Source organism: Kastovskya adunca, from assembly GCF_059505785.1.
The window spans coordinates 172960-192669 of record NZ_JCACLG010000032.1 but is presented as its reverse complement, the minus strand read 5'-3'; the positions used below and the strand labels follow the sequence as shown (position 1 = coordinate 192669).

Below are 19710 nucleotides of genomic sequence, written 5' to 3'. Positions count from 1 at the left end.
AAGGTATCTTCTGGTGCGGGGTCGGGTGTAGTCTCAAAGGTATCTTCTGGTGCGGTGCCGGGTGCATCCTGAGCCAAGATTTGGATTTCTTGGTTATTGCGAGTATTGAGAGATTGAGGAGAAATACTGTTGTTAGCGTTAACTAAGGCAAGTGATGGTAAGGCGAAAAAAACACTAGCGCTGCTGATTCCGATTAGGCTGGCAAATCTTTTGAGGGAATTGTTATTCAAATGCTCGCTCATAATCAATAGCCTTTTGTCTCAAAATGTGACATTAAAGCTTTGCATAGCTGCAAAAACTTCTTAATCTATCGGAAGAGCTATCTTCCGTGAGCAGAATGAAGCAATTAAAGAATTAGGGGATTTTTGAAAGGGTCACTAATTTTAATCTTTGGTGGGAAACTGCCGTGACTTGACTTCGTTGCTATAGGTCTGCACGGCTTCTGCAATTACCTGTCGTAAGTTGACATAGGACTTGGCAAAAGGCGGCTGGTGCTCGGAAAGACCGAGGACATCGGCAGTGACTAAGACTTGCCCATCACAATCGGCTCCAGCACCGATACCAATCGTAGGAATCGTCAGCTTTTGTGTAATTCGTGCTGCCAAATCTGCGGGGATATGTTCTAAAACGATCGCAAACGCTCCGGCTTGCTCAAGAGCGATCGCTTCTTGTAAAATCCGCTCTCCCGCCTCCTCAGTTTTTCCTTGTTGCCGGAAACCTAACAATCGCACTGACTGCGGTGTTAAGCCCACATGCCCCATCACCGGAATTCCCACAGCAGTAAGCTGGGCAACGGTTTGCGCCATTGCCGGATGACCGCCTTCCAACTTCACCGCCTGCACCCCGGCTTCTTTCAACGCCCGCCCTGCTGAGTGCATCGCTTGCTGCGGGCTTTCCTGATAGGTCAAAAACGGCAGATCGCACACCACCAACGCCCGTTTAACTCCCCGACACACAGCTCTTGCATGGTGCAGCATCTCATCTAAAGTGAGCGGTAGGGTTGTTTCATACCCCAATGTCACCATCGCCAGGGAATCCCCCACTAGAATGACATCCACTCCCGCCGCATCCACTAGCTGGGCGATCGCATAATCCCACGCCGTCAGCACCACAATCTGCCGCTTTTTTTGTTTCCACTGCTGTAGCTGCTGGATGTTGACTGCCATTTTAGTCCTGAGTGCTGAGTGCTGAGTCCTGAGTGGAGATTAGGGGATGGGGAGATGGGGAGCAGAGGAGCAGGGGGGCAGAGGAGCGGCGGAGAATCAATAACCAACCCTATTCATACTTCATCCTTCATACTTCATCCTTTCTCCCCTACTCAGGACTCAGCACTCAGGACTCAGCACTCTCCTCATCCTTCCTTAGAAATCACCAGGTGCTTCTTCGATAAAGGCTAAATGCGGTCTAACTTGTCCCGTTGACTGACTTACCCAGGCAAGTCCTTGGCTAGTTCCCACCCACAATTTATTACCCGTGTCGGGAGACAGGGAGAGAACCTGGCTTGAGGGAAGGTTAGGAACTTCGCCCAATACAGCACCGCTATCAGGTTTTAGTTGCAATAGACCACTATTTGTACCTACCCACACATTACCGTCTTGAGAAAAGCGGATGGAGGTAACGCTGCGTCCTCGTAGGGGCGTGACCGATCGCGTAATGATTCGCGTTTCCGGGTCAATGACGAGCAAGCTATTGGGAGTACCTGCCCAAATTGTGCCATCAGGACTGACGGCAAGGGCTTGCACTGTACCGCCAGGAACTGCGCTGATGCGGTTTATGGGGAGGGCGCTGGCGGTATCTATTCGCACCAGTCCTTCTAAGGTGCCAACCCAGAGCTGACCTTCATCATCCAGCGCCAAGGTATTGGCGCTGACACCGGGAAGTTTTTGCACTGTGGTCATCAACAGCCCTTGATCCGGGCTAATCATCGCCAGACCGCGATCGGTTCCTACCCAGAGATAACCCCGGCGGTCAAGTTGTAGGGACAATACTCGATTAGAAGGCAAGGTAAAGTTTTGGGCGGTCACTTCATTACTGCGGGGGTCTACCCGCAACAATCCTCCGTAGGTTCCTACCCAAATTCGCCCGACGCGGTCTTGTTCCAAAGCCCCGATGATGTAGTTGGGCAGACTAATCCGTGCGCCAATACGTCCCGTGTTCGGGTCAAGTCGGGTTAATCCCTGCCAGGAACCCACCCAGAGGGCACCTGTATAACCTTGTTGCAAAGCACTGACGCGAAAATCAGGTGCGATCGCGTCCCTTTCTTGTCGCCAACGCTCAGGGGGCAGGGGGGCTGTCACTGGCGGCGGCGCAGTGGCGGGATACTCAGGGGTATACTCTCCCTGATCGACATATTGCGCTAAGGTGCGTTCTCCGGTTTTTACTCCCGGTAGACTCAGCCACAACAGCGTGGCACCAATGAAAAGACCGATTTTGGTATTCAAAAACGCCATCCCCATTACTCCTCTCGTTCCTACGATATCTGCGCGATCGCGATCGCTCCAACCTGCCTCTTGTGCTGATTGTAAGATTTTTCTTCCTGATTCCATTAAATCGCGTTTAGGCAACTGACAAAGCCGCCCTTGTTCCAGCTCCTTAGTAACGCACCGTATCTCGCCGAGAGTGCAACTGCTGTCGTATCCAGAAGGCAAGCACACCAAGAAAGAGTAGCCCCATTACCCCAGCGATGGGATTGCCATCAACTCCCGTAATCCAGGGGGACACTTGCTCAGAATACTGCACTAGTTGCCCGACATTGATGATGTAGTAACCCCAGACTAACCCAGCGTGCAGACCAATCGGCAAACCGAGACGACCAAAACGCGATCGCTTCGCCCAAATCAGTATTAACCCCAACAACACCAACCCCGGAAACCCTGGCAGAGTACGAATAATTTCTCCCAAGGGCTTGAGAAAGTGCAGCACGGCAAAAGTAATCGCCCCTGCCCATAGGACAGTTCTGCGGCTGTAATCGCGCTGCAACTCATCCAGCAGCCAACCGCGAAACACCAACTCCTCTGCCAAGCCGATACCTAGGGCGCTGAGTAAGCCTTCTAGGACAATTCGCACAAACTGATCTGTGGGAGGCCCAAACGTTATCCAGCCGAATATCCCCTCGACGACAAACAGACTAAAGGTGAATAACAACCCTACCCCTAGCCCTGTCAGCAGATCCCATCCATTCTGCCGCGTGCCCACTAAACCATAGCTTTTAATCAGATGGGGAGTTTTGTAGACTTTTCTGCCCCAAACCTGGAGCAAAATCAGAAATTCCCCAAATAACAGCCCCATTGTCAAGATTGTGACCAAATTTTCGTCACGAATCAGCAAGGTGATGGGGGCAGCTAACGGTAGCCAGATCACCAGTAGCGTCAAGACGAAAAAGCCCATTCGCGCAGGGGCGCGGTACTGGGCTACACGATGAAAGTTAATTTTCAAAAATTCAAGCGCGTCGGTGGCTATTCGTCAGGTTCAATTGTGCTAGTCAGCCCATGATTTTTCAGAGTTTCGCAATAAAACTCAGCATGTTCTTGAGCGCAGGTAATCACTAGCGCCATTCCTGAAACATGGGCTTCCATCATAATGTTGACGGCTTGCGGCTGAGTAATGCTCGCCACCGTCTGCATCAAGGTCTGCACCACATGCTCCATTGAATTGAAGTCATCGTTGTGCAGCAATACACGATAACGAGGGGCGTGTTTACGGACGGTTGAACGCTTCTCAATGGTCTCGACAGACACAGATCTACTCTCTTCTTTATAGTTCAGTTACTAATCAGTGATATCGGTAACTATCTTATCCTTTTCTTTATATTACTCAACAGATTTAAAATCATTATCAAAGCGCAGTAATTTATTTTACCTGCCTTCAATCTGTGGGAGTATCAAGAGCGAGTGTTTGAGAATGAGCGATGACATCTTCTGAGCAAAATCCAGCAGTGCCTGCAATTGGTGTAGCTGTCGTGGGAACGGGATTTGGGCAAAAAATCCACATTCCAGGATTCCAGAACCATCCCCGCACCCAACTGCAAGCTGTGTATCACCGGGACTTGGAAAAAGCCAACGCGATCGCTTCTGAACAAAACATTCCCCACGCTTGCAGCACCCTAGAAGAAATTATTGCCCGCAAAGACGTGCAAGCGGTCAGTCTCTCCACCCCTCCATTTCTCCACTACGAGATGGCAAAAACTATACTGCAAGCAGGCAAGCACCTGTTGATGGAAAAACCTACCACCCTCTCAGCCGATGAAGCACGGCAGTTGTACCATATCGCTGAGGCTGAAGGCGTCGTGGCAATGATGGACTTTGAATTTCGTTTTGTCCCAGCTTGGCAACGACTGGCAGAACTGTTAGCAGAAGACTATGTGGGACAGAAGCGCCTGATCAAAATTGATTGGTTAGTAGCGAGTCGGGCGGATGCGTCTCGTTCCTGGAACTGGTACGCCCAGAAATCAAAAGGGGGTGGAGCTTTAGGGGCAATCGGTTCTCATGCTTTCGATTATATTCAGTGGCTATTTGCCCCCGTCAAGCGCTTGTGCGCCCACCTCAGTACCGCTATTCCCGAACGTCCCGATCCCACATCGGGAGGGAAGTTAAAGCCTGTGGATGCCGATGATACCTGCTTGCTAATGCTGGAATTAGCAGATGGTACCCCTTGCCAAGTGTGCCTCAGTTCCGTGACGTATCAGGGAAGAGGGCATTGGTTGGAAATTTATGGCGATCGCGGCACTCTAGTATTAGGTAGCGATAATCTCAAAGATTACGTCCACGGCTTCCACCTCCAAGCCGCCCCTGCGGGTAAACCCCTCGCTACCGTCGAAATTCCCAAGCGGTTAGCCTTCCCTCAAACCTACACTGATGGGCGTCTCGCCCCCTTTATCCGCGTCGTGGATCAATGGGTAAACGCCATCGACGCCAGCCAAACCCTATCCCCTTCCCTCCGTGATGGCGTCTACTCTCAGTTATTGATGGATTTAACCCACGAGTCCAATGAAACCGGGAGATGGGTAAATGTCCCCGATTTAGACAGCTTTCTCAGTGTCCGGTAGTAGTTTTGCACTTCTACAAATTAGATTTGTGGAAGAAAAATCAACCCGACTAGGCACGGAGAACGCGGCGGAAAGAGAAGAAATTTACAGCTGAGGACGAACCACTATCCATATAAGTCGTCAGCCAGCTTACGATGCTTGCCTAAAACAAGAATGGCATCGCCATGAATACCAAAACGGTAACCTTTTTGCACTGCCTGCTTGCACGCTTCTATGACTAATTCCGTGCCTCCAAACGCACAAGTCATAATCACATGGGTAGACATAGAAACATGCAAATTAGTTAACATTGCATCGCAATATTTAAATTCCACGCCGGGAGAAATAAAGATGTCTGTTTTTCCCTGAATGGGTACGGGAGGAACAGGCAGACTTTCCAGCACGCGCACTCCACTCGTTCCAATACTAATAATTCGCTTTTTATTTTTTAGTGCCGACTTGAGAGTATTAACATCCTGTTCGCTAACCTCGAAGGCTTCTGAATTCATGTGATAGTCGCTCAACAACATCTCTGGTTGTGATGGTTGCCAACTAAATGACATTTCCAGAGATACATCAATAAACTCTGTCCCTTTCTGCTGCAACTGAGCGAGAATATTTTTGGTAAACCGTCTCGACGGTTCAGCAATCAGAACTGATCCACCTCTTTTAGCAATAACTGGATTTAAGTCAGATTCTGGTAGTTCATTGAGGTTGGTATACCAGGGATGCATGTACTTTCCCGTTTGGTTAATCAGTTGACGTAACTGATCATCTGATTGGTCAATTTGTACTAACCCTCGATACCCGCAATAACGGTTTTTCTCTATCCAGTAAGCCCCATCAAAGTCAAGGGTTTTTCCCATAAAATTGCCGCTGATTTTTCCTTCTGCTAGCTCAAAGCTCCCCGTCTCAGGATATCCCTCCTCACAGAGGACGACGACTTCCCATGTTTGGGATTCTTCCTGTTTAAACAGAAAACAGACATCTATACTCTCACCCGATCCGGCTTTACCTAATAAACGAGAAGGAGAAATGCCGACATTATTCCATGCCAAAACATCTTGACTATCAAAATAATTAGTAATATTAGAGAATTTGTCGAAGGCAATTGTTTCTTGTTTGGCATCGACAACAATCAAACGCACTTCTTCGACTTGCTTATGGTTGCTGTCAAATTGTTCTGGTAAGACATCAAAGGCAAAATCTTTAAATCTGAGTTGAGCAGTCATTTGTTAAATCTCCTTAAAAACTAAGGCAAGAGCGGAATCGGATTTAGTAAGTTACTGACAAATTGCCGCTACTGGATTAAATCGAAACAGACTCTAGTAAATCAGATTCTTTGGAGGATTGACAACAGTAGATTCAGTAATAATACGCTTACGGCAATAAAAATTATCAAATGTCCGCAAAAACACGGTTGCTAATCGATGAGCTTTATTAGAAGAAATTATATATGGTTGCTTATACAAAATTTGTTGCTTCGAGTTTTATATTTTTTTAATAAAGTCACGGAGTCTACTGCAAAAATTGTTTTAAGGTGTTTAGGATACAAGTAATTTAACTGATAATACTTCTAAACTTCTTAGGATATATTAAATACACTAGACATTAGCCCAGTAATCTGCGTCTTAAAAGTATATTTTCTAAATTCAGTCTAGCTCGTACGAGTCTCTAAGGAGAAGTGATAGTTAATGGAAGCTGAAAAAGCCACTTTTGCCAGTAAAGCGAAGGACTTACAAAAACAATTTCAGGAAAGTGCCAGTTATCCGCATAGCCATCAAGTTTCGCCACCACGATTAGAGAACTTTGAGCTAGCTATTGTGGCCTGTCTTGATGGCTTATGGGAAATGAGTATCAGTGATGATCAACCCTTGAATCCCCACAACAGGGTTTATTATTCACCCCGCTTCAAAGAACTGCTGGGCTACGCAGATGAGGAATTTGAAAATGTCGTAGAAAGCTGGAGTTCAAGACTGCACCCAGACGACAAGGAAAGGGTGATGACAGCGCTTAATAATCACTGCAAGTACCGCATTCCTTATCGAAATGTAGAATATCGCCTCCGCCACAAGAGTGGAGTCTATTGTTGGTTTAGTGCGGTCGGACAAGCTTGTTGGAATGAGGCAGGTAAACCGCTCCGGATGGCGGGTTCGATTTGTGACATTAGCGATCGCAAACGAGCAGAAGAAAGTTTACAAGAGCGTGAGGCGCGCTATCGCTCTTTAGTGGTGGCGACGACTCAGATTGTCTGGGTTACAAGTCCTCAAGGACAGGTGATTGAGGATTTACCCTCTTGGAGGGCATTTACTGGGCAAGGCGTTGCAGAAATTATGGGAATGGGGTGGACTGATGCCATCCATCCAGATGACTGCGAACAAGTGGCACAAGTTTGGTCACAAGCCGTAGAAGCGAGAAGTCTCTACGATACGGAGTATCGGTTAAAGGGCAAGGATGGGAACTACTACTATTTCGCGGTGCGTGGTGTTCCTGTGCTAGAAGCAGATGGTTGTATTCGAGAGTGGGTTGGTACCTGCACTGACATCACCCATCGTCAACAAGCTCTTGACGCCCTGCGTCAGTCGGAAGCCCAGCTAAGACAGCAAACCCAGCAGCTTCAAACCACGTTATTGCAACTCCAGCAGACTCAGTCGCAACTGGTACAAAACGAAAAGATGTCTAGTCTGGGTCAGCTTGTCGCGGGCGTTGCTCACGAAATCAATAACCCTGTCAACTTCATTGCTGGCAATCTCGTCCACGCCGAGGAGTACATTAAGGATTTGCTGGGGTTGTTGGCAGAATATCAACAGCACTATCCTCAGCCTGTCCCGGAGATTGCCGAAGAAATCGAGGCGATAGAACTGGACTTTTTGGCTGAAGATTTACCGAAAGTGCTGGCGTCTATGAAAATCGGTGCTAACCGGATTCGGGAGATTGTCACGTCCCTACGCAACTTTTCCCGGCTGGATGAGGCGGAGAAAAAAGCGGTGGATATCCATGACGGAATCGACAGCACCTTGATGATTTTGCAAAGTCGTCTGAAGGCACAACCAGACCACGCTCAAATTCAGGTGATCAAATCCTACGGGACGTTGCCGCTGGTTGAGTGCTACGCCGGACAACTCAATCAAGTTTTTATGAATCTGCTCTCTAATGCCATTGATGTCTTTGATGAGTACAACCAACAGCACTCTGAAGAAGGAAATCAGGCGCATCCTAGTACAATTACGATCGCCACAAAGTTGAAAAACCCCGATTGGGCGAGCATCACAATTGCCGACAATGGGCCAGGTATGAGTGCAGAGGTTCTACGGCGGATCTTTACTCCCTTCTTCACCACAAAGCCGATTGGCAAGGGTACGGGACTAGGTCTATCCATTAGCTACCAGATTGTGACGGAAAAGCACAACGGTCAACTGCGGTGTACGTCTAGCGGGGGAGAGGGGACAGAGTTTACTATCGAGATTCCGATCCGGCAGTAGTCTGAAATCCTAGGGAGCGATCGCTTAATTTTTAAGCGGTACCTCTACATCGATAGCAGGATGCTGTATTCTGTGATCTAGCGTACCTTTAACACTTAATGTGAGGCGCGATCGACGGCGATCGGCAAGTGCTGGATACTCAGCACGCCCAGCATTTATCGGCACCCGATAAGTTTTTGTAGTACACTTTTCAAGGTTTGTTTGCGATCGCCTATGTTCAGTCTTCACCTGCCCTCGTCTTGGGAAATACGGCTAAAGACGGAAATCTATTGCTTGAGCTAGCTACAGATAGAAGGGCATGCTACCTTTATCAATAGTGTATACATTCTGTAATAATTAAAAGAAAATTCTTTGCTCTAATTCTGCCGCTTGCCAGCCTAAATTGAAAAGGTGGAATGCAATCGTTCTAGGTATTTGAGTAGAGAAGAAGTTTGATTTCACTGCATGGGTTTGCGCTCTTGAGGTTTGGTAAACGGAGTTGAAGATATTGACTGAGCCGGAAAACATTCGTCAACTTGGGTGGAATTACCATAGGGCGCTTTGCAGTGCCAGTAAATTTTTTGAAATCTCAGTTTGGAGGTACCTTCAATGTCCATTCGTCTTTATGTAGGCAATTTGCCCAAAGAAGATGTAGACCGTCAAGAGCTGCACGCACTTTTTGCAGAAGCCGATGACTCTGTTTCTACAAAAGTAATTAAAGACCGCAAAACTGGTAAGTGTCGAGGCTTTGCCTTCGTCACCGTACCAACTGATGAAAAAGCTGATGAACTCGTTGAAAAATTCAACGGTTTCATGTTCCAAGACAGCCCTCTAAAAGTCGAAAAGGCTTTACCCCGCTCTAAGAGCGATGAAGAGCAAGAATCCGCCCCCCGTGCGGCTACCAATAGCGTTCCCAATCGCCGTAGTGGTGGTGGTGCTAGTGGTGGTGGTGGTAAGAAGCCCCGCCGTGGTGCTACAGCCACGACTTCTTCTAATGACACGGGTTCCATTCAACCCGATCCTCGCTGGGCTGATGAATTGGCAAAGCTCAAGGAAATTTTAGCGACTCAAGCCTCCAACCCCTAGTTTGCTCTGAATGTAGTAGTTACACCAATCAGATTGGGTTGGGGCGATCGGGAAATAAAATAGTTCAAAAAACTCTGGTACTGAAAGTTACCTATCCACTCAACCTCAGGCTCAAGAATTCTTGACTAATAGAGTGTTGTCTTTCTAGAGACAAGTGAAACATGGGCTTTCTTGCTTAGGAGTATCATTGGCTAGCTGTTTGTATGCCTAGTGATGCTGCTTCAAGGGGGATGTAAGGTTTGTTGAGTAGCTGAACTTCCTCGTCATTGACAATTTGTCCTAAATGTGCAGGTAATATTTAGGATAAGTTGTCAATGCCTGTTTGAGTTAAGGGAAGAATCCCTCCCCATCAACAGGGAGGGAGCTAGAGAATCTTTAAACACCACTTTGAGTTCAGCTTTGGGCAACACCATCCTGTCGTGCTGCTTGTTGGACGGCACCCGCAACAGCGGTGACAACCCGTTTGTCAAAGACAGAGGGAATAATGTGTTCTCGGTCTAGGTCAGTGGAACTGACTAAGGAAGCGATCGCGCTTGCCGCTTCCAAGTACATATGGGTGGTAATTGCCGCCGCACGACAGTCTAAAGCACCGCGAAAGATGCCAGGGAAGGCGAGAACGTTGTTGATTTGGTTGGGGTAGTCACTGCGCCCCGTTGCCATGACTGCTACATCTTCTGACACCAATTCTGGTTGAATTTCAGGAATGGGATTTGCCATTGCCATCACAATTGGGTCTTTTGCCATTGAGCGCACCATGTCTGGACTGACAACGCCAGGGGCACTCACTCCCAAGAACACGTCGGCACCTTCAAGGGCATTAACAAGGGAACCCTCTTTAGTGGAGGCAAATTCTTGCTTTGTGGGCGTCAAGTCAGGGCGAGAAGTGCAGATAATACCTTTGGAATCGCATAAAAGAATTGACTTGGCTCCAGCTTTGCGGAGGAGACGGGCAATTGCCACACCAGCGGCTCCAGCTCCATTAATCACAATCCGCACATCTTCCAAAGATTTTTTGACGAGCTTCAGGGAATTAATCAACGCGGCGAGGCTGACAATTGCCGTACCATGTTGGTCGTCGTGAAACACGGGAATATCTAACTCCTGTCGCAATCGTGCTTCAATTTCAAAACACCGGGGGGCGCTGATGTCTTCCAAGTTTACGCCACCAAAAACTGGGGCAATATTCTTGACTGTCTCAATGATCGTGTCGGTGTCTTGGGTAGCTAAACAAATGGGAAACGCATCAATCCCGGCAAATTCTTTAAAAAGCATCGCTTTCCCTTCCATTACAGGTAGAGAAGCTGCCGCCCCCAGATTTCCCAATCCCAGTACAGCACTGCCATCGGTGACGATTGCTACCGTATTGTGTTTGATGGTGAGGGCATAGGCTTGTTCAGGGTTTTCAGCGATCGCATTACAAATACGACCTACCCCTGGCGTGTAAGCCATGGCTAAATCTGCCTGACTTTTGATAGAGATTTTACTCTCCATGCTGATTTTGCCACCCCGATGCAGATTAAAGGTGCGATCATAGACATCGAGTACTTTTACGTCTGGCAAAGATTTGACAGCTTGCACAATCCGTTCAGCATGTTCGATACTCGCGGCATCAACTGTAATCTCACGCAGCGAAATCTGGCGCGTCCGCTCAAGCAGCGAAATTTGATCGAAATTGCCACCCACTGACGCGATCGCTTGGGTAACATTAGCTAACATTCCCGCGCGATTGGGAAGCTGTAGGCGAATCGTTAAACTAAAACTAGAGTTAGGTGTCAGGTCTACCATGCTGAGTAATGCTGTCTTCCTTGCTTGAGAGAGTCTGGCTAGAAAATATCTCAGCAAGACTAACATAATTGCCCTATGCTATCGGAGCTTAGTCGATGGCAATTGTACCCAGTTACACAAACTGAATGAACCGTCGCAGGTTATGACGACTTTGTATGCTGAAATTGAGATTAGTGCTCCCAAACAGCAAGTTTGGCAAGCATTGTTCCAGAAAGAGCGGTGGAAGCAATGGAACACATTCCTTTACGACTGTGACTCCACTCAACCCTTTCAACAAGGACAAAGCGTCTTACTGTCTCTGCGTCGGCTACCGAACGAAGAAGAGACAGAATTTGAACCCATTGTCACGCGGGTACAACCCGGAGTGTGTCTCAGTTGGGTGTCTTCGATTCCTGGCTTCCGTAATGAATATGTTTTTGAGCTACAAGAAATTGGGGTCAATCGCACCAAGTACATCCACAAGGACAATTATTCGGGAATATTAACAGGTGTATTTATGCCCTTTGTCCGCGCTGATGAGCAGCAAGGCATTCGGCGAATGGCACGGGATTTGAAGCGATACCTGGAGAGGTATTAAATCAGGGTCAAAGGCACGTTCAAGTCAGGGATTGGCGATTCTTCACTCAGCCAGGAACCATTAGCCACAGCGCCATTAGCCGATGGCAACTCACCGCTTCACCAGTTCCTGTTACCAAAACCGTTACCAGCACTATTGTCTTTGTTTTCTCTCCTTACTATGAATTTAGTTAAGATTCCTCATGCGACAAAACCGTGGATTTTCCGTTCCACGGTTTTTTATTGACCAATATTTCGGATGGCCAGTGAGACAAATAGCGATCGCCTTTGAACTCCCTCTGACGAATTTGGCTCTAAAAATCATCCAGTAGAGGACTCAGACGATTGAGCAAAGGGTCATCAATGGGTGGAGGTGGAGGCAGTGCAGGTTCCGCTGCGGGTGCAGGTTGAGGGAAACTTTGGGAACCTGGTGGGTGATGAAGTGCTACTGACAATTGAGCTAACTGGAGCGAAAGTTGGTTAACCTGCCGTTCCATCGCTTCAATGCGACTGGATTCTTTGGCAAAAAAACGTTGCTCCAAATCCGCAAGTTGCTGTTGCATTTCTGCAACTTGCTGCTCCAAGCTTCCTGTGCTGACATCAGTCCCAACGCTTTCAGACGCTCCCAAAACTTGGCTTAGAGCGTCCTTACAAAGGTCACTAAATGTCTTGTGCGGCTGCTGCACTAACTGCGATTCAACAGCCGCTAACAAGTCTTGGTCAGCTAGATCTTGACTAAATGTGACTGATCTATTGATCTTATTTGACCATGGGAACATTCGCTTTAAGTCCTGGCGGTGCGATTCACCGACGCGGCTAACTGCGCCTCACCATAAATATACTGCCCTAGGGCATTTGCCTGCCGAGATGGTGCGGCTAAGTGGGCACTAATTTTTGCTTCCTTGAGCAAGCGCTGGATATCTTCCCAGAAAAACTCACCCCCACCACCAGTGATAATCACATCAGTAACGCGCTCTGGTAGCCAAGCCAGTACGCGGTTGCACATGTCGCGGGAGAAACTTTCTTTGAGGTTGGGCAAAATATCGTCTAGGTTCGTCGGCTTGGTTGATCCTCTAGGACGGTAAAAGCGATCGCCTTTAGGACGGTTCACCGCAGCGATGAGGGAAGAAGACTGGCTATCAGCACCTTCAATTTGGGTAGCCACCTGTTCATAAAACTGGCTCATCCCAAAGGCTTCACTCTTAGAAGCTCCCCGTGCAAACCGGAAGCTATCAACCATCAGAAAGTCGCTCGTTTGATGACCAATGTCAACAATTGCCACGGAAAGTTTCGTAAAATCAGGGCTGCTCGGCCCCTTCTTGGTTTGTGCTTCACTCCACATCAGGCTGCCATAACCTTCCGGCATTACCCAAACCTTAGTGATATTGACGGAGAATTCCTCACCTCGGTAGTTCATGATGTGAGGGCCGCTCAGCAGACTGACAATCTGCTCTTTTTCGCGCTCAAACTGCTCTTGGGAAAGGTAAGGCAGACCTAAGATAACAGAGATCTCATCTTTGAGAGTGAAGTACCCGATACAAGCCAAAACTTTTGCCAGAGCATCCTCGACTTTCGATTGACCGACGCCGAGATTTGCGCCAAAATCTTCCGCTAGTTGACCGACAGCGTAACCACTGCCCTGGTACTCCAACCACATATCCAGCAAAGGGTCTGTCGTGCGAGCCTCAAAGGTGCCCCCACGAACCTGTTCCATTGACAATCGCTTGACATTGGAGGGGATAAACACCACACTGTTTGGGTCGCGGCTAACACAGGTTTTTGTAGAGGTACGACCGAGGTCAACGCTAAGGATTGACTTGTTTAGGGGATTCATTTGCCGAGTATTCGCTACGGCGCTCGTTGGCTTCTGGCTCGTCATAGAATTATTTGTAGACTGTTGGGTGGTCATTGAAACTCATCATCTCGTTCAGCTTCAACAAGTTATCATGCTCAGGCATCGGATGGTCTACGGCAAGTCAGTTGACGCCAATAACAGAGTCTTCTTAAAGACTGGCTTGTAGATCTAACTTTTCCCCGAATGATTTTCCTCGTCGGGAAAATAAATTACCTAGCTCAAAAATAAACTTTTGAGCTAAGCAGAGACATGGCATCATCATTAACCTTTACTGCAAAAATGTTAATGCCACCCGTGCCTCTACCGCGTCTGAATAAGCTCAAACCGACGGCAATCTTATTCTAGAACTGACCCTACAACGCTTCTACAGGTGCAGGTTCCCAGGCTTCTCCGTATTTTTCCCGCAGGGCTTGCCACGCGTCTACTTGTCCGGGTTCATACTCCCCTGGTTTTCCCCATTGCAAAAAGGCACTCAGAGCGGGTTCTTCCTTTTCATCAAGAAAGCGAATAGCGTAAGTGGTGAAGTTACCGCGTTTGGCTTCCCCAGTTTCAAATTTCACCCGTTTAATGGCATCCATATTCAAGTGAAATTCAAAAAGGTCTTTGTGCATGTTGGCGTACTTCCCTTTGGGCAGTTCTGCATAAAACAGCTTTTCAATGGTTCCTTTTGTTTCTAAAACAGCCGCACTGCTCGTTACAATCAGCCTCAGGGTGCCCAGAGTGGTGCAAGCTTCTAAAAATTCTTTCAAATTAGCAGTCATAACAGATAAGTAAAGGTTTGCGATCGCCAGACAGACTCTATCTTCATCCCAGACGCGGTGTGGTGCAAGTACGTAGAAGCCAGAAAATATTTTCCTGCTTCTCCAGAGAAACACTTAGCCTCTGTTTTCCGTCCCTAGTCCTTATTCCCTGTTTTCACGGTCGATGTCAGTGGAAACCCTTAGAAATATGCCACGATTGACGAATTAGTTAACCTCGTTGGGATCAAATCCTACGAATACTCTGATGAGAAGAAATTACCTAATCGCCGCACTGCCTCTACTGAGCGCATTGAGCCTCTCATCAACCGCTGCTCAGACAATTGTCCCAGCCGCTGACGGAACGGATACCGATGTTAAGTCTGTGGGGAACCGCGTGGATATTCGTGGGGGGAAGACCTCAGTCGATGGCGCAAACCTGTTTCATAGCTTTACTGAGTTTGGGCTAGACTCTGGTCAAATTGCGAATTTTATTTCTAATGACGCGATCGCTAATATTTTAGGACGGGTGACAGGGGGCAATCCTTCGCTGATTAATGGCTTGATTCAAGTCACTAGCGGCAATTCCAACTTATTTCTCCTCAACCCCGCCGGGATTGTTTTTGGTTCCACCGCCCAGCTCAACCTCCCTGGGGACTTCACGGCTACCACCGCCACCGGAATGGGATTTGGCGATCGCTTGTGGTTCAATGCCATCGGCAGCAATGACTACACCAACTTAGTCGGAACCCCCAGCACATTTGCCTTTGACTCCCAGCAAGTGGGTAGCCTCCTCAACTCGGCTAACCTAAGTGTCTCAACCGGACAAGACCTCACCTTATTAGGAGGGACTGTCGTTAGTACAGGCACCCTCGCCGCTCCCCAAGGCAATATTACAGTGGCGGCTGTCCCTGGAAAAAACCTGGTACGTATTAGCCAGCCAGGACAGTTACTTAGTCTAGACGTAACTCCGATTCCGGCTAACACGGCTGACGCCGTTAATGCTACACCTCCCTCCTTAGCTCAACTGATTGCTGGGGGTAATGCCACTAACGCTACGGGTCTTAGTGTTAACGCTAACGGTGAAGTCGAACTAACGGGTTCTAATATCCCCATCAAAAATCAAGACGTGGTGGTGCAGCGGTTGCGAGGTGGCGCGATCGCGCTTTTGGCGGATGGTAACCTCACTACAGGGAACCTGAGCACTCGTTCTAACAGTCAAGATGGCGGCACAATTAGTCTCACCTCCCGCAATGGGGCGATCACTACGGGAAATCTTGACTCTTCTTCTATCTTTGGTAACGGCGGTGAAATTACAGTCATCGCCCTGAACAGTATTACCACATCTGGCATCAACTCCAGTTCCCTCTTTGGCAACGGCGGTAATGTTACCCTCGATCCGATTGGTGACGTTCAGGTGGGCTTTATCAATGCCCAAGGTGGCATTACGGGATTTGGCGGAAACGTTAATGTTACGGCTGGGCAATTTTTCCGCGCCACTAGCACCTTCAATGGCTTTGATAGTATTTCAACCATCGGGGGCTTAGGAGGTGGCTCAGTTACCTTCCAACACGGAGGGGGGCCTAGGCAAGTTCCCTTTACTGTTGGAGCCGATTACAACGGTCTCAATGGCACAACCGGAGCGATCGCCACGGGCATTAGTAACATCCTTAGTTCTGGTGTTTTTCCTGACGCGATCGCTCAAGGCACTCCCCCCAACAACATCCAAATCATTACACCTCCTAGCGATCCCCAAATCCCCGAAGAAACTCCCCCGCCGCAATTACCGATCAATGATGACCAGTCTCTTGAGCTAGATACCGAGGTAGAGGAATTAGAGGAAACATTCACTACAGAGTTTGAAGCCTACCTGGGTGAGCAGAATACTAGCATTACCACCCTTGCAGAGGCACGGGAAATTTTGCGGCAAATTGAGCGCGAAACTGGGGTAAAACCCGCTTTGGTTTATGGCGTGTTTGCACCAGCATCTGTTCCCCCCGACGACCCTGAGAACCCCATCCTTACCAAGCAGATCCGGCAAATAGAGCCGCCTGATGAGAGCGAGGAGCAGCTAGAGATTGTGGTGGTGACGGCGGAAGGGAAACCGATTCGTAAACGGATACAAGGGGCAACGCGATCGCAAATTTTCAAAACGGCAACAGAATTTCGTAGCGCTGTCACCAACGTCAGAAACACCACCGGCTATCTACGACCTGCCCAGCAGTTGTACCAATGGCTAGTAGCGCCCTTGGAGGCAGAGCTACAAACTAGAAAGATTGACAACCTCGCCTTCCTTTTAGAACCAGGTTTACGCTCTATCCCTTTAGCCGCTCTCCACGATGGTGAACAATTTCTCGTCGAAAAATACAGTATAGGTTTGATGCCTAGTCTCAGCCTGACTGACACCCGTTACCGGAACATCCAAAATTCCCAAGTTCTGGCAATGGGAGCCGAAGAATTTTCTGATCAGCAATCACTTCCCGCCGTACCCATTGAGTTGTCCGTCATCACCGAGCAGCTTTGGCCCGGTCAGTCTTTCCTCAACGAGGCTTTCACCATTGAGAACCTAAAGCAAGCCCGGCAGAGACAACCCTTTGGTATTGTCCATTTTGCCACCCATGCACAATTTCAATCCGGCGCTCCCGGCAATTCCTACATCCAACTGTGGGACAGGAAGGTGCGGCTTGACCAAGTGCGCTCATTGGGTTTGAATGACCCCCCTGTAGAATTGCTCACCCTCAGTGCTTGTCGCACAGCCTTAGGAGACGAAGAGGTAGAGTTGGGTTTTGCAGGATTTGCTGTACAGGCTGGGGTGAAGTCAGTTTTAGCTAGTTTATGGAATATCAGTGATGAGGCTACCTTAGGACTGATGGCTGAGTTCTACGAGCAGCTCAAGACTACCCCCGCCAAGGGTGAGGCATTGAGACGGGCACAGCGAGCAGTACTCAATGGAGAGGTGCGTCTGGAAAATGGTCAGATGCTGGCAGGGAATCGGCGAATTCCCTTACCGCCAGAATTGTCTGGACTTAGCGATCGCACCCTGACTCACCCCTATTACTGGTCAGCTTTTACAGTGGTGGGTAATCCCTGGTAGAAGTTGGCAAAGCTAATACAGTGTACTTTCCGTAAAATTTCTGACCACAGACAGAAGAAACTCTTTACGGAATCTTTATAGTGCTGACATTTCCGAAATTAAAGCTTAATATTGATTCAGTTAGGGGAAACTAATCTACGTAGTTTCACGGTTATAACGACTCCTTTCAGATTGAATAGCTATTTAACGGGTAGTTTCCCCCTACAGAGAGAAGAGAGTCTTTGATAAATCTTTGTAAGATTATAGATATTTCAAGACAAAGTTAAGCTTACTTGACAATCGTTAAAAATTTTATATCAAGTGCTTCTACTGAGGGATTCTGATAGCTTTTACGGAGCAGCTTTATCAGACGGTGTATAAAAAAGAGTTCCGTTCTTTCGATTTTTTACCCACTACTAGCTTGCCGCATCCCCACATGCTAATAGCGAGTGTATTTAAGACCTGCAGGAAGTTTTAGGCATCCATGAGCCAGATAAAAGCAACAATCAGCGGGTTTAGCCTATTACTGGCGACGACATCTCTTTTGGGGATCGTTGACAGCCGACCAGTGACAGCACAATCATCAGTGGTTCCAGCCACTAATGTTACGGGTGTTGCTCCGCAGGGAAACCAAATAAATATCAGTGGGGGTGAACGTTCCAGTGATGGCACAAACCTTTTCCATACCTTTACAGAATTTGGTCTGAATTCTGGGCAAGTTGCCAATTTTTTGTCTAGCCCAGAAACACTGAACATTTTCTCTCGTGTTACGGGTGGTAACCCGTCCATCATCAATGGACAACTTCAAGTCACAGGCGGCAACACAAACCTATTTTTGATGAATCCAGCCGGAGTGGTTTTTGGCTCCGGTGCTACTTTGAACATCCCTGGCGACTTCACCGCTACAACTGCGACAGGGATCGGCTTTGGTGAGAATCGTTGGTTAAACGCCACAGGTACCAATGATTACTCGAATCTGAGCGGTACACCCAATACATTCGCTTTTGGCTCTACCCAGCCAGGAGCGATTATCAACGAAGCTGCCCTAAGCGTGTCAGCCGGACAAGACCTGACCTTATTAGGCGGTACAGTTGTCAGCACCAAGATATTGGAGGCTCCAGGCGGCAACATCACAATCGCGGCAGTTCCTGGCGAAAACTTGGTACGCATCACCCCAGAGGGACAAGCACTCAGCTTAGAAGTAACGCCAATTCCGGCTAACTCCGGCATTACCCCCCCTCCAGGTGGCTTTACGCCTTCCCCAACTATCGCGCAACTGATTACCGGAGGAAATGTTAGTAATGCAACTAGCCTCAGTACAAATGCTCAAGGTCAGGTAGAACTCAAGGGTTCTGGCGTTACCGTAACAGATGGAGATATCGCGGTTCAAAACATTAGGACTAATGAAAACCTAGGTCTTGGCAGCAGCGGCTCCGTTACTATGTCTGCTCCTGGCAAGATCTCCACAGGTAATATCAACACCAGTAATGAAGCGGGTAGTGGAGGAGCAGTCAGTTTAAGCGCCCGAGGGGGTATCTCGACAGGCAATATCAACACCAGCTCATCGGGAGATGCCGGTGATGTGACCTTATCTACCCAAGGCGCAGTGAGGATTCGCAACAACATAAATGCGATGTCTAGTACGGGTAACGGTGGCGATGTCGAACTCACGGCAGCTAGCGCTGATTACAACAATATCAAGACCAATGGAAGTATTTCTCGTAATGGAAATACGCCTTGCCTAATAGGGCTATGTAATAATCCTGGAACAGATCCAGTAGACAATCCTCCTGTAGAAGAGCCAAACCCGACTCAGGGCGGCTCAGAGCCGGATGAGGAAGTACCAATATCAACACCAGTTGAAGAGCCGCAGCCGCAACCAACGCCAGTTGAAGAGCCAAACCCGGCTCAGGGCGCTCCAGTAGACAATCCCACAACGGAAGAACCAGACACCAATGAGGGCGGTTCAGTAGACAATCCCCCCACAACGGAAGAACCAGACTCCAATGAGGGCGCTCCAGTAGACAATCCCCCCACAACGGAAGAACCAGACACCGATCAGGGCGGTTCAGTAGACAATCCCACAACGGAAGAACCAGACACCGATCAGGGCGGTTCAGTAGACAATCCCACAA

17 protein-coding genes are annotated in these 19710 nt (G+C 48.3%); 6 read left to right on the top strand and 11 right to left on the bottom strand.

Translation table 11 applies throughout. The features are described 5' to 3' along the window. From AC5JR3_RS12510 to clpS, 5 genes are all read right to left on the bottom strand, one after another. On the bottom strand, positions 1 to 242 hold a 242-nt coding region (locus AC5JR3_RS12510), incomplete at its 3' end, for a hypothetical protein (RefSeq protein WP_495846410.1). Between the two features lie 141 nt (positions 243 to 383). Then, complete coding sequence (panB, locus tag AC5JR3_RS12505; protein ID WP_495846408.1) at positions 384 to 1166, bottom strand: 3-methyl-2-oxobutanoate hydroxymethyltransferase; 783 nt, start codon at positions 1164 to 1166, stop codon at positions 384 to 386. Positions 1167 to 1361: 195 nt separating this feature from the next. Beyond that, positions 1362 to 2450, bottom strand: coding sequence for a ligand-binding sensor domain-containing protein (locus AC5JR3_RS12500; RefSeq protein WP_495846552.1), 1089 nt, complete (start codon positions 2448 to 2450; stop codon positions 1362 to 1364). 142 nt (positions 2451 to 2592) lie between these two features. Then, on the bottom strand, positions 2593 to 3387 hold the full coding sequence (locus tag AC5JR3_RS12495) for a CPBP family glutamic-type intramembrane protease (RefSeq protein ID WP_495846551.1): 795 nt from the start codon (positions 3385 to 3387) through the stop codon (positions 2593 to 2595). A gap of 68 nt (positions 3388 to 3455) precedes the next feature. Further along, a complete protein-coding gene (clpS, locus tag AC5JR3_RS12490) occupies positions 3456 to 3737 on the bottom strand; it encodes an ATP-dependent Clp protease adapter ClpS (RefSeq protein WP_495846406.1) in 282 nt (93 codons plus the stop codon). A 170-nt stretch (positions 3738 to 3907) separates the two neighbouring features. On the opposite strand from clpS, the gene AC5JR3_RS12485 reads away from it, so the two are divergent. Further along, positions 3908 to 5044, top strand: a complete 1137-nt coding sequence (locus tag AC5JR3_RS12485) for a Gfo/Idh/MocA family protein (RefSeq protein ID WP_495846404.1) — start codon at positions 3908 to 3910, stop codon at positions 5042 to 5044. Between the two features lie 104 nt (positions 5045 to 5148). Here the strand turns inward: AC5JR3_RS12485 and AC5JR3_RS12480 are convergent, their stop codons facing one another. Then, entirely contained in the window at positions 5149 to 6255 is a 1107-nt protein-coding gene (locus AC5JR3_RS12480; RefSeq protein ID WP_495846402.1) for an S-adenosylmethionine:tRNA ribosyltransferase-isomerase, read from the bottom strand. A gap of 462 nt (positions 6256 to 6717) precedes the next feature. Here AC5JR3_RS12480 and AC5JR3_RS12475 point away from each other — a divergent pair, with 462 nt between their 5' ends. Then, complete coding sequence (locus AC5JR3_RS12475; protein ID WP_495846400.1) at positions 6718 to 8505, top strand: PAS domain-containing sensor histidine kinase; 1788 nt, start codon at positions 6718 to 6720, stop codon at positions 8503 to 8505. 24 nt (positions 8506 to 8529) lie between these two features. Here the strand turns inward: AC5JR3_RS12475 and AC5JR3_RS12470 are convergent, their stop codons facing one another. Further along, entirely contained in the window at positions 8530 to 8733 is a 204-nt protein-coding gene (locus tag AC5JR3_RS12470; RefSeq protein ID WP_495846398.1) for a hypothetical protein, read from the bottom strand. A 360-nt stretch (positions 8734 to 9093) separates the two neighbouring features. Here AC5JR3_RS12470 and AC5JR3_RS12465 point away from each other — a divergent pair, with 360 nt between their 5' ends. After that, entirely contained in the window at positions 9094 to 9570 is a 477-nt protein-coding gene (locus AC5JR3_RS12465) for an RNA recognition motif domain-containing protein (RefSeq protein WP_495846396.1), read from the top strand. Positions 9571 to 9963: 393 nt separating this feature from the next. Here AC5JR3_RS12465 and AC5JR3_RS12460 read toward each other — a convergent pair whose 3' ends face one another. Further along, complete coding sequence (locus AC5JR3_RS12460) at positions 9964 to 11355, bottom strand: malic enzyme-like NAD(P)-binding protein (protein WP_495846395.1); 1392 nt, start codon at positions 11353 to 11355, stop codon at positions 9964 to 9966. Between the two features lie 142 nt (positions 11356 to 11497). Between AC5JR3_RS12460 and AC5JR3_RS12455 the strand changes: the two genes are divergently transcribed. Beyond that, entirely contained in the window at positions 11498 to 11932 is a 435-nt protein-coding gene (locus tag AC5JR3_RS12455; protein WP_495846393.1) for an SRPBCC domain-containing protein, read from the top strand. 292 nt (positions 11933 to 12224) lie between these two features. Here AC5JR3_RS12455 and fcmC read toward each other — a convergent pair whose 3' ends face one another. The 3 genes from fcmC to AC5JR3_RS12440 form a co-directional block, all read right to left on the bottom strand. After that, positions 12225 to 12689, bottom strand: a complete 465-nt coding sequence (fcmC, locus tag AC5JR3_RS12450) for a filament morphology membrane protein FcmC (RefSeq protein WP_495846391.1) — start codon at positions 12687 to 12689, stop codon at positions 12225 to 12227. A 5-nt stretch (positions 12690 to 12694) separates the two neighbouring features. Continuing rightward, on the bottom strand, positions 12695 to 13819 hold the full coding sequence (gene fcmB / locus AC5JR3_RS12445) for a filament morphology actin-like protein FcmB (RefSeq protein WP_495846390.1): 1125 nt from the start codon (positions 13817 to 13819) through the stop codon (positions 12695 to 12697). Positions 13820 to 14118: 299 nt separating this feature from the next. Then, positions 14119 to 14526 carry a ChuX/HutX family heme-like substrate-binding protein gene (locus AC5JR3_RS12440; protein ID WP_495846549.1) on the bottom strand — a complete coding sequence of 136 codons (408 nt, stop codon included), beginning with the start codon at positions 14524 to 14526 and terminating at the stop codon, positions 14119 to 14121. Between the two features lie 244 nt (positions 14527 to 14770). On the opposite strand from AC5JR3_RS12440, the gene AC5JR3_RS12435 reads away from it, so the two are divergent. Both AC5JR3_RS12435 and AC5JR3_RS12430 read left to right on the top strand, forming a co-directional pair. Next, entirely contained in the window at positions 14771 to 17596 is a 2826-nt protein-coding gene (locus AC5JR3_RS12435; RefSeq protein WP_495846388.1) for a CHAT domain-containing protein, read from the top strand. Positions 17597 to 18059: 463 nt separating this feature from the next. Further along, on the top strand, positions 18060 to 19710 hold a 1651-nt coding region (locus AC5JR3_RS12430), incomplete at its 3' end, for a filamentous hemagglutinin N-terminal domain-containing protein (RefSeq protein ID WP_495846386.1).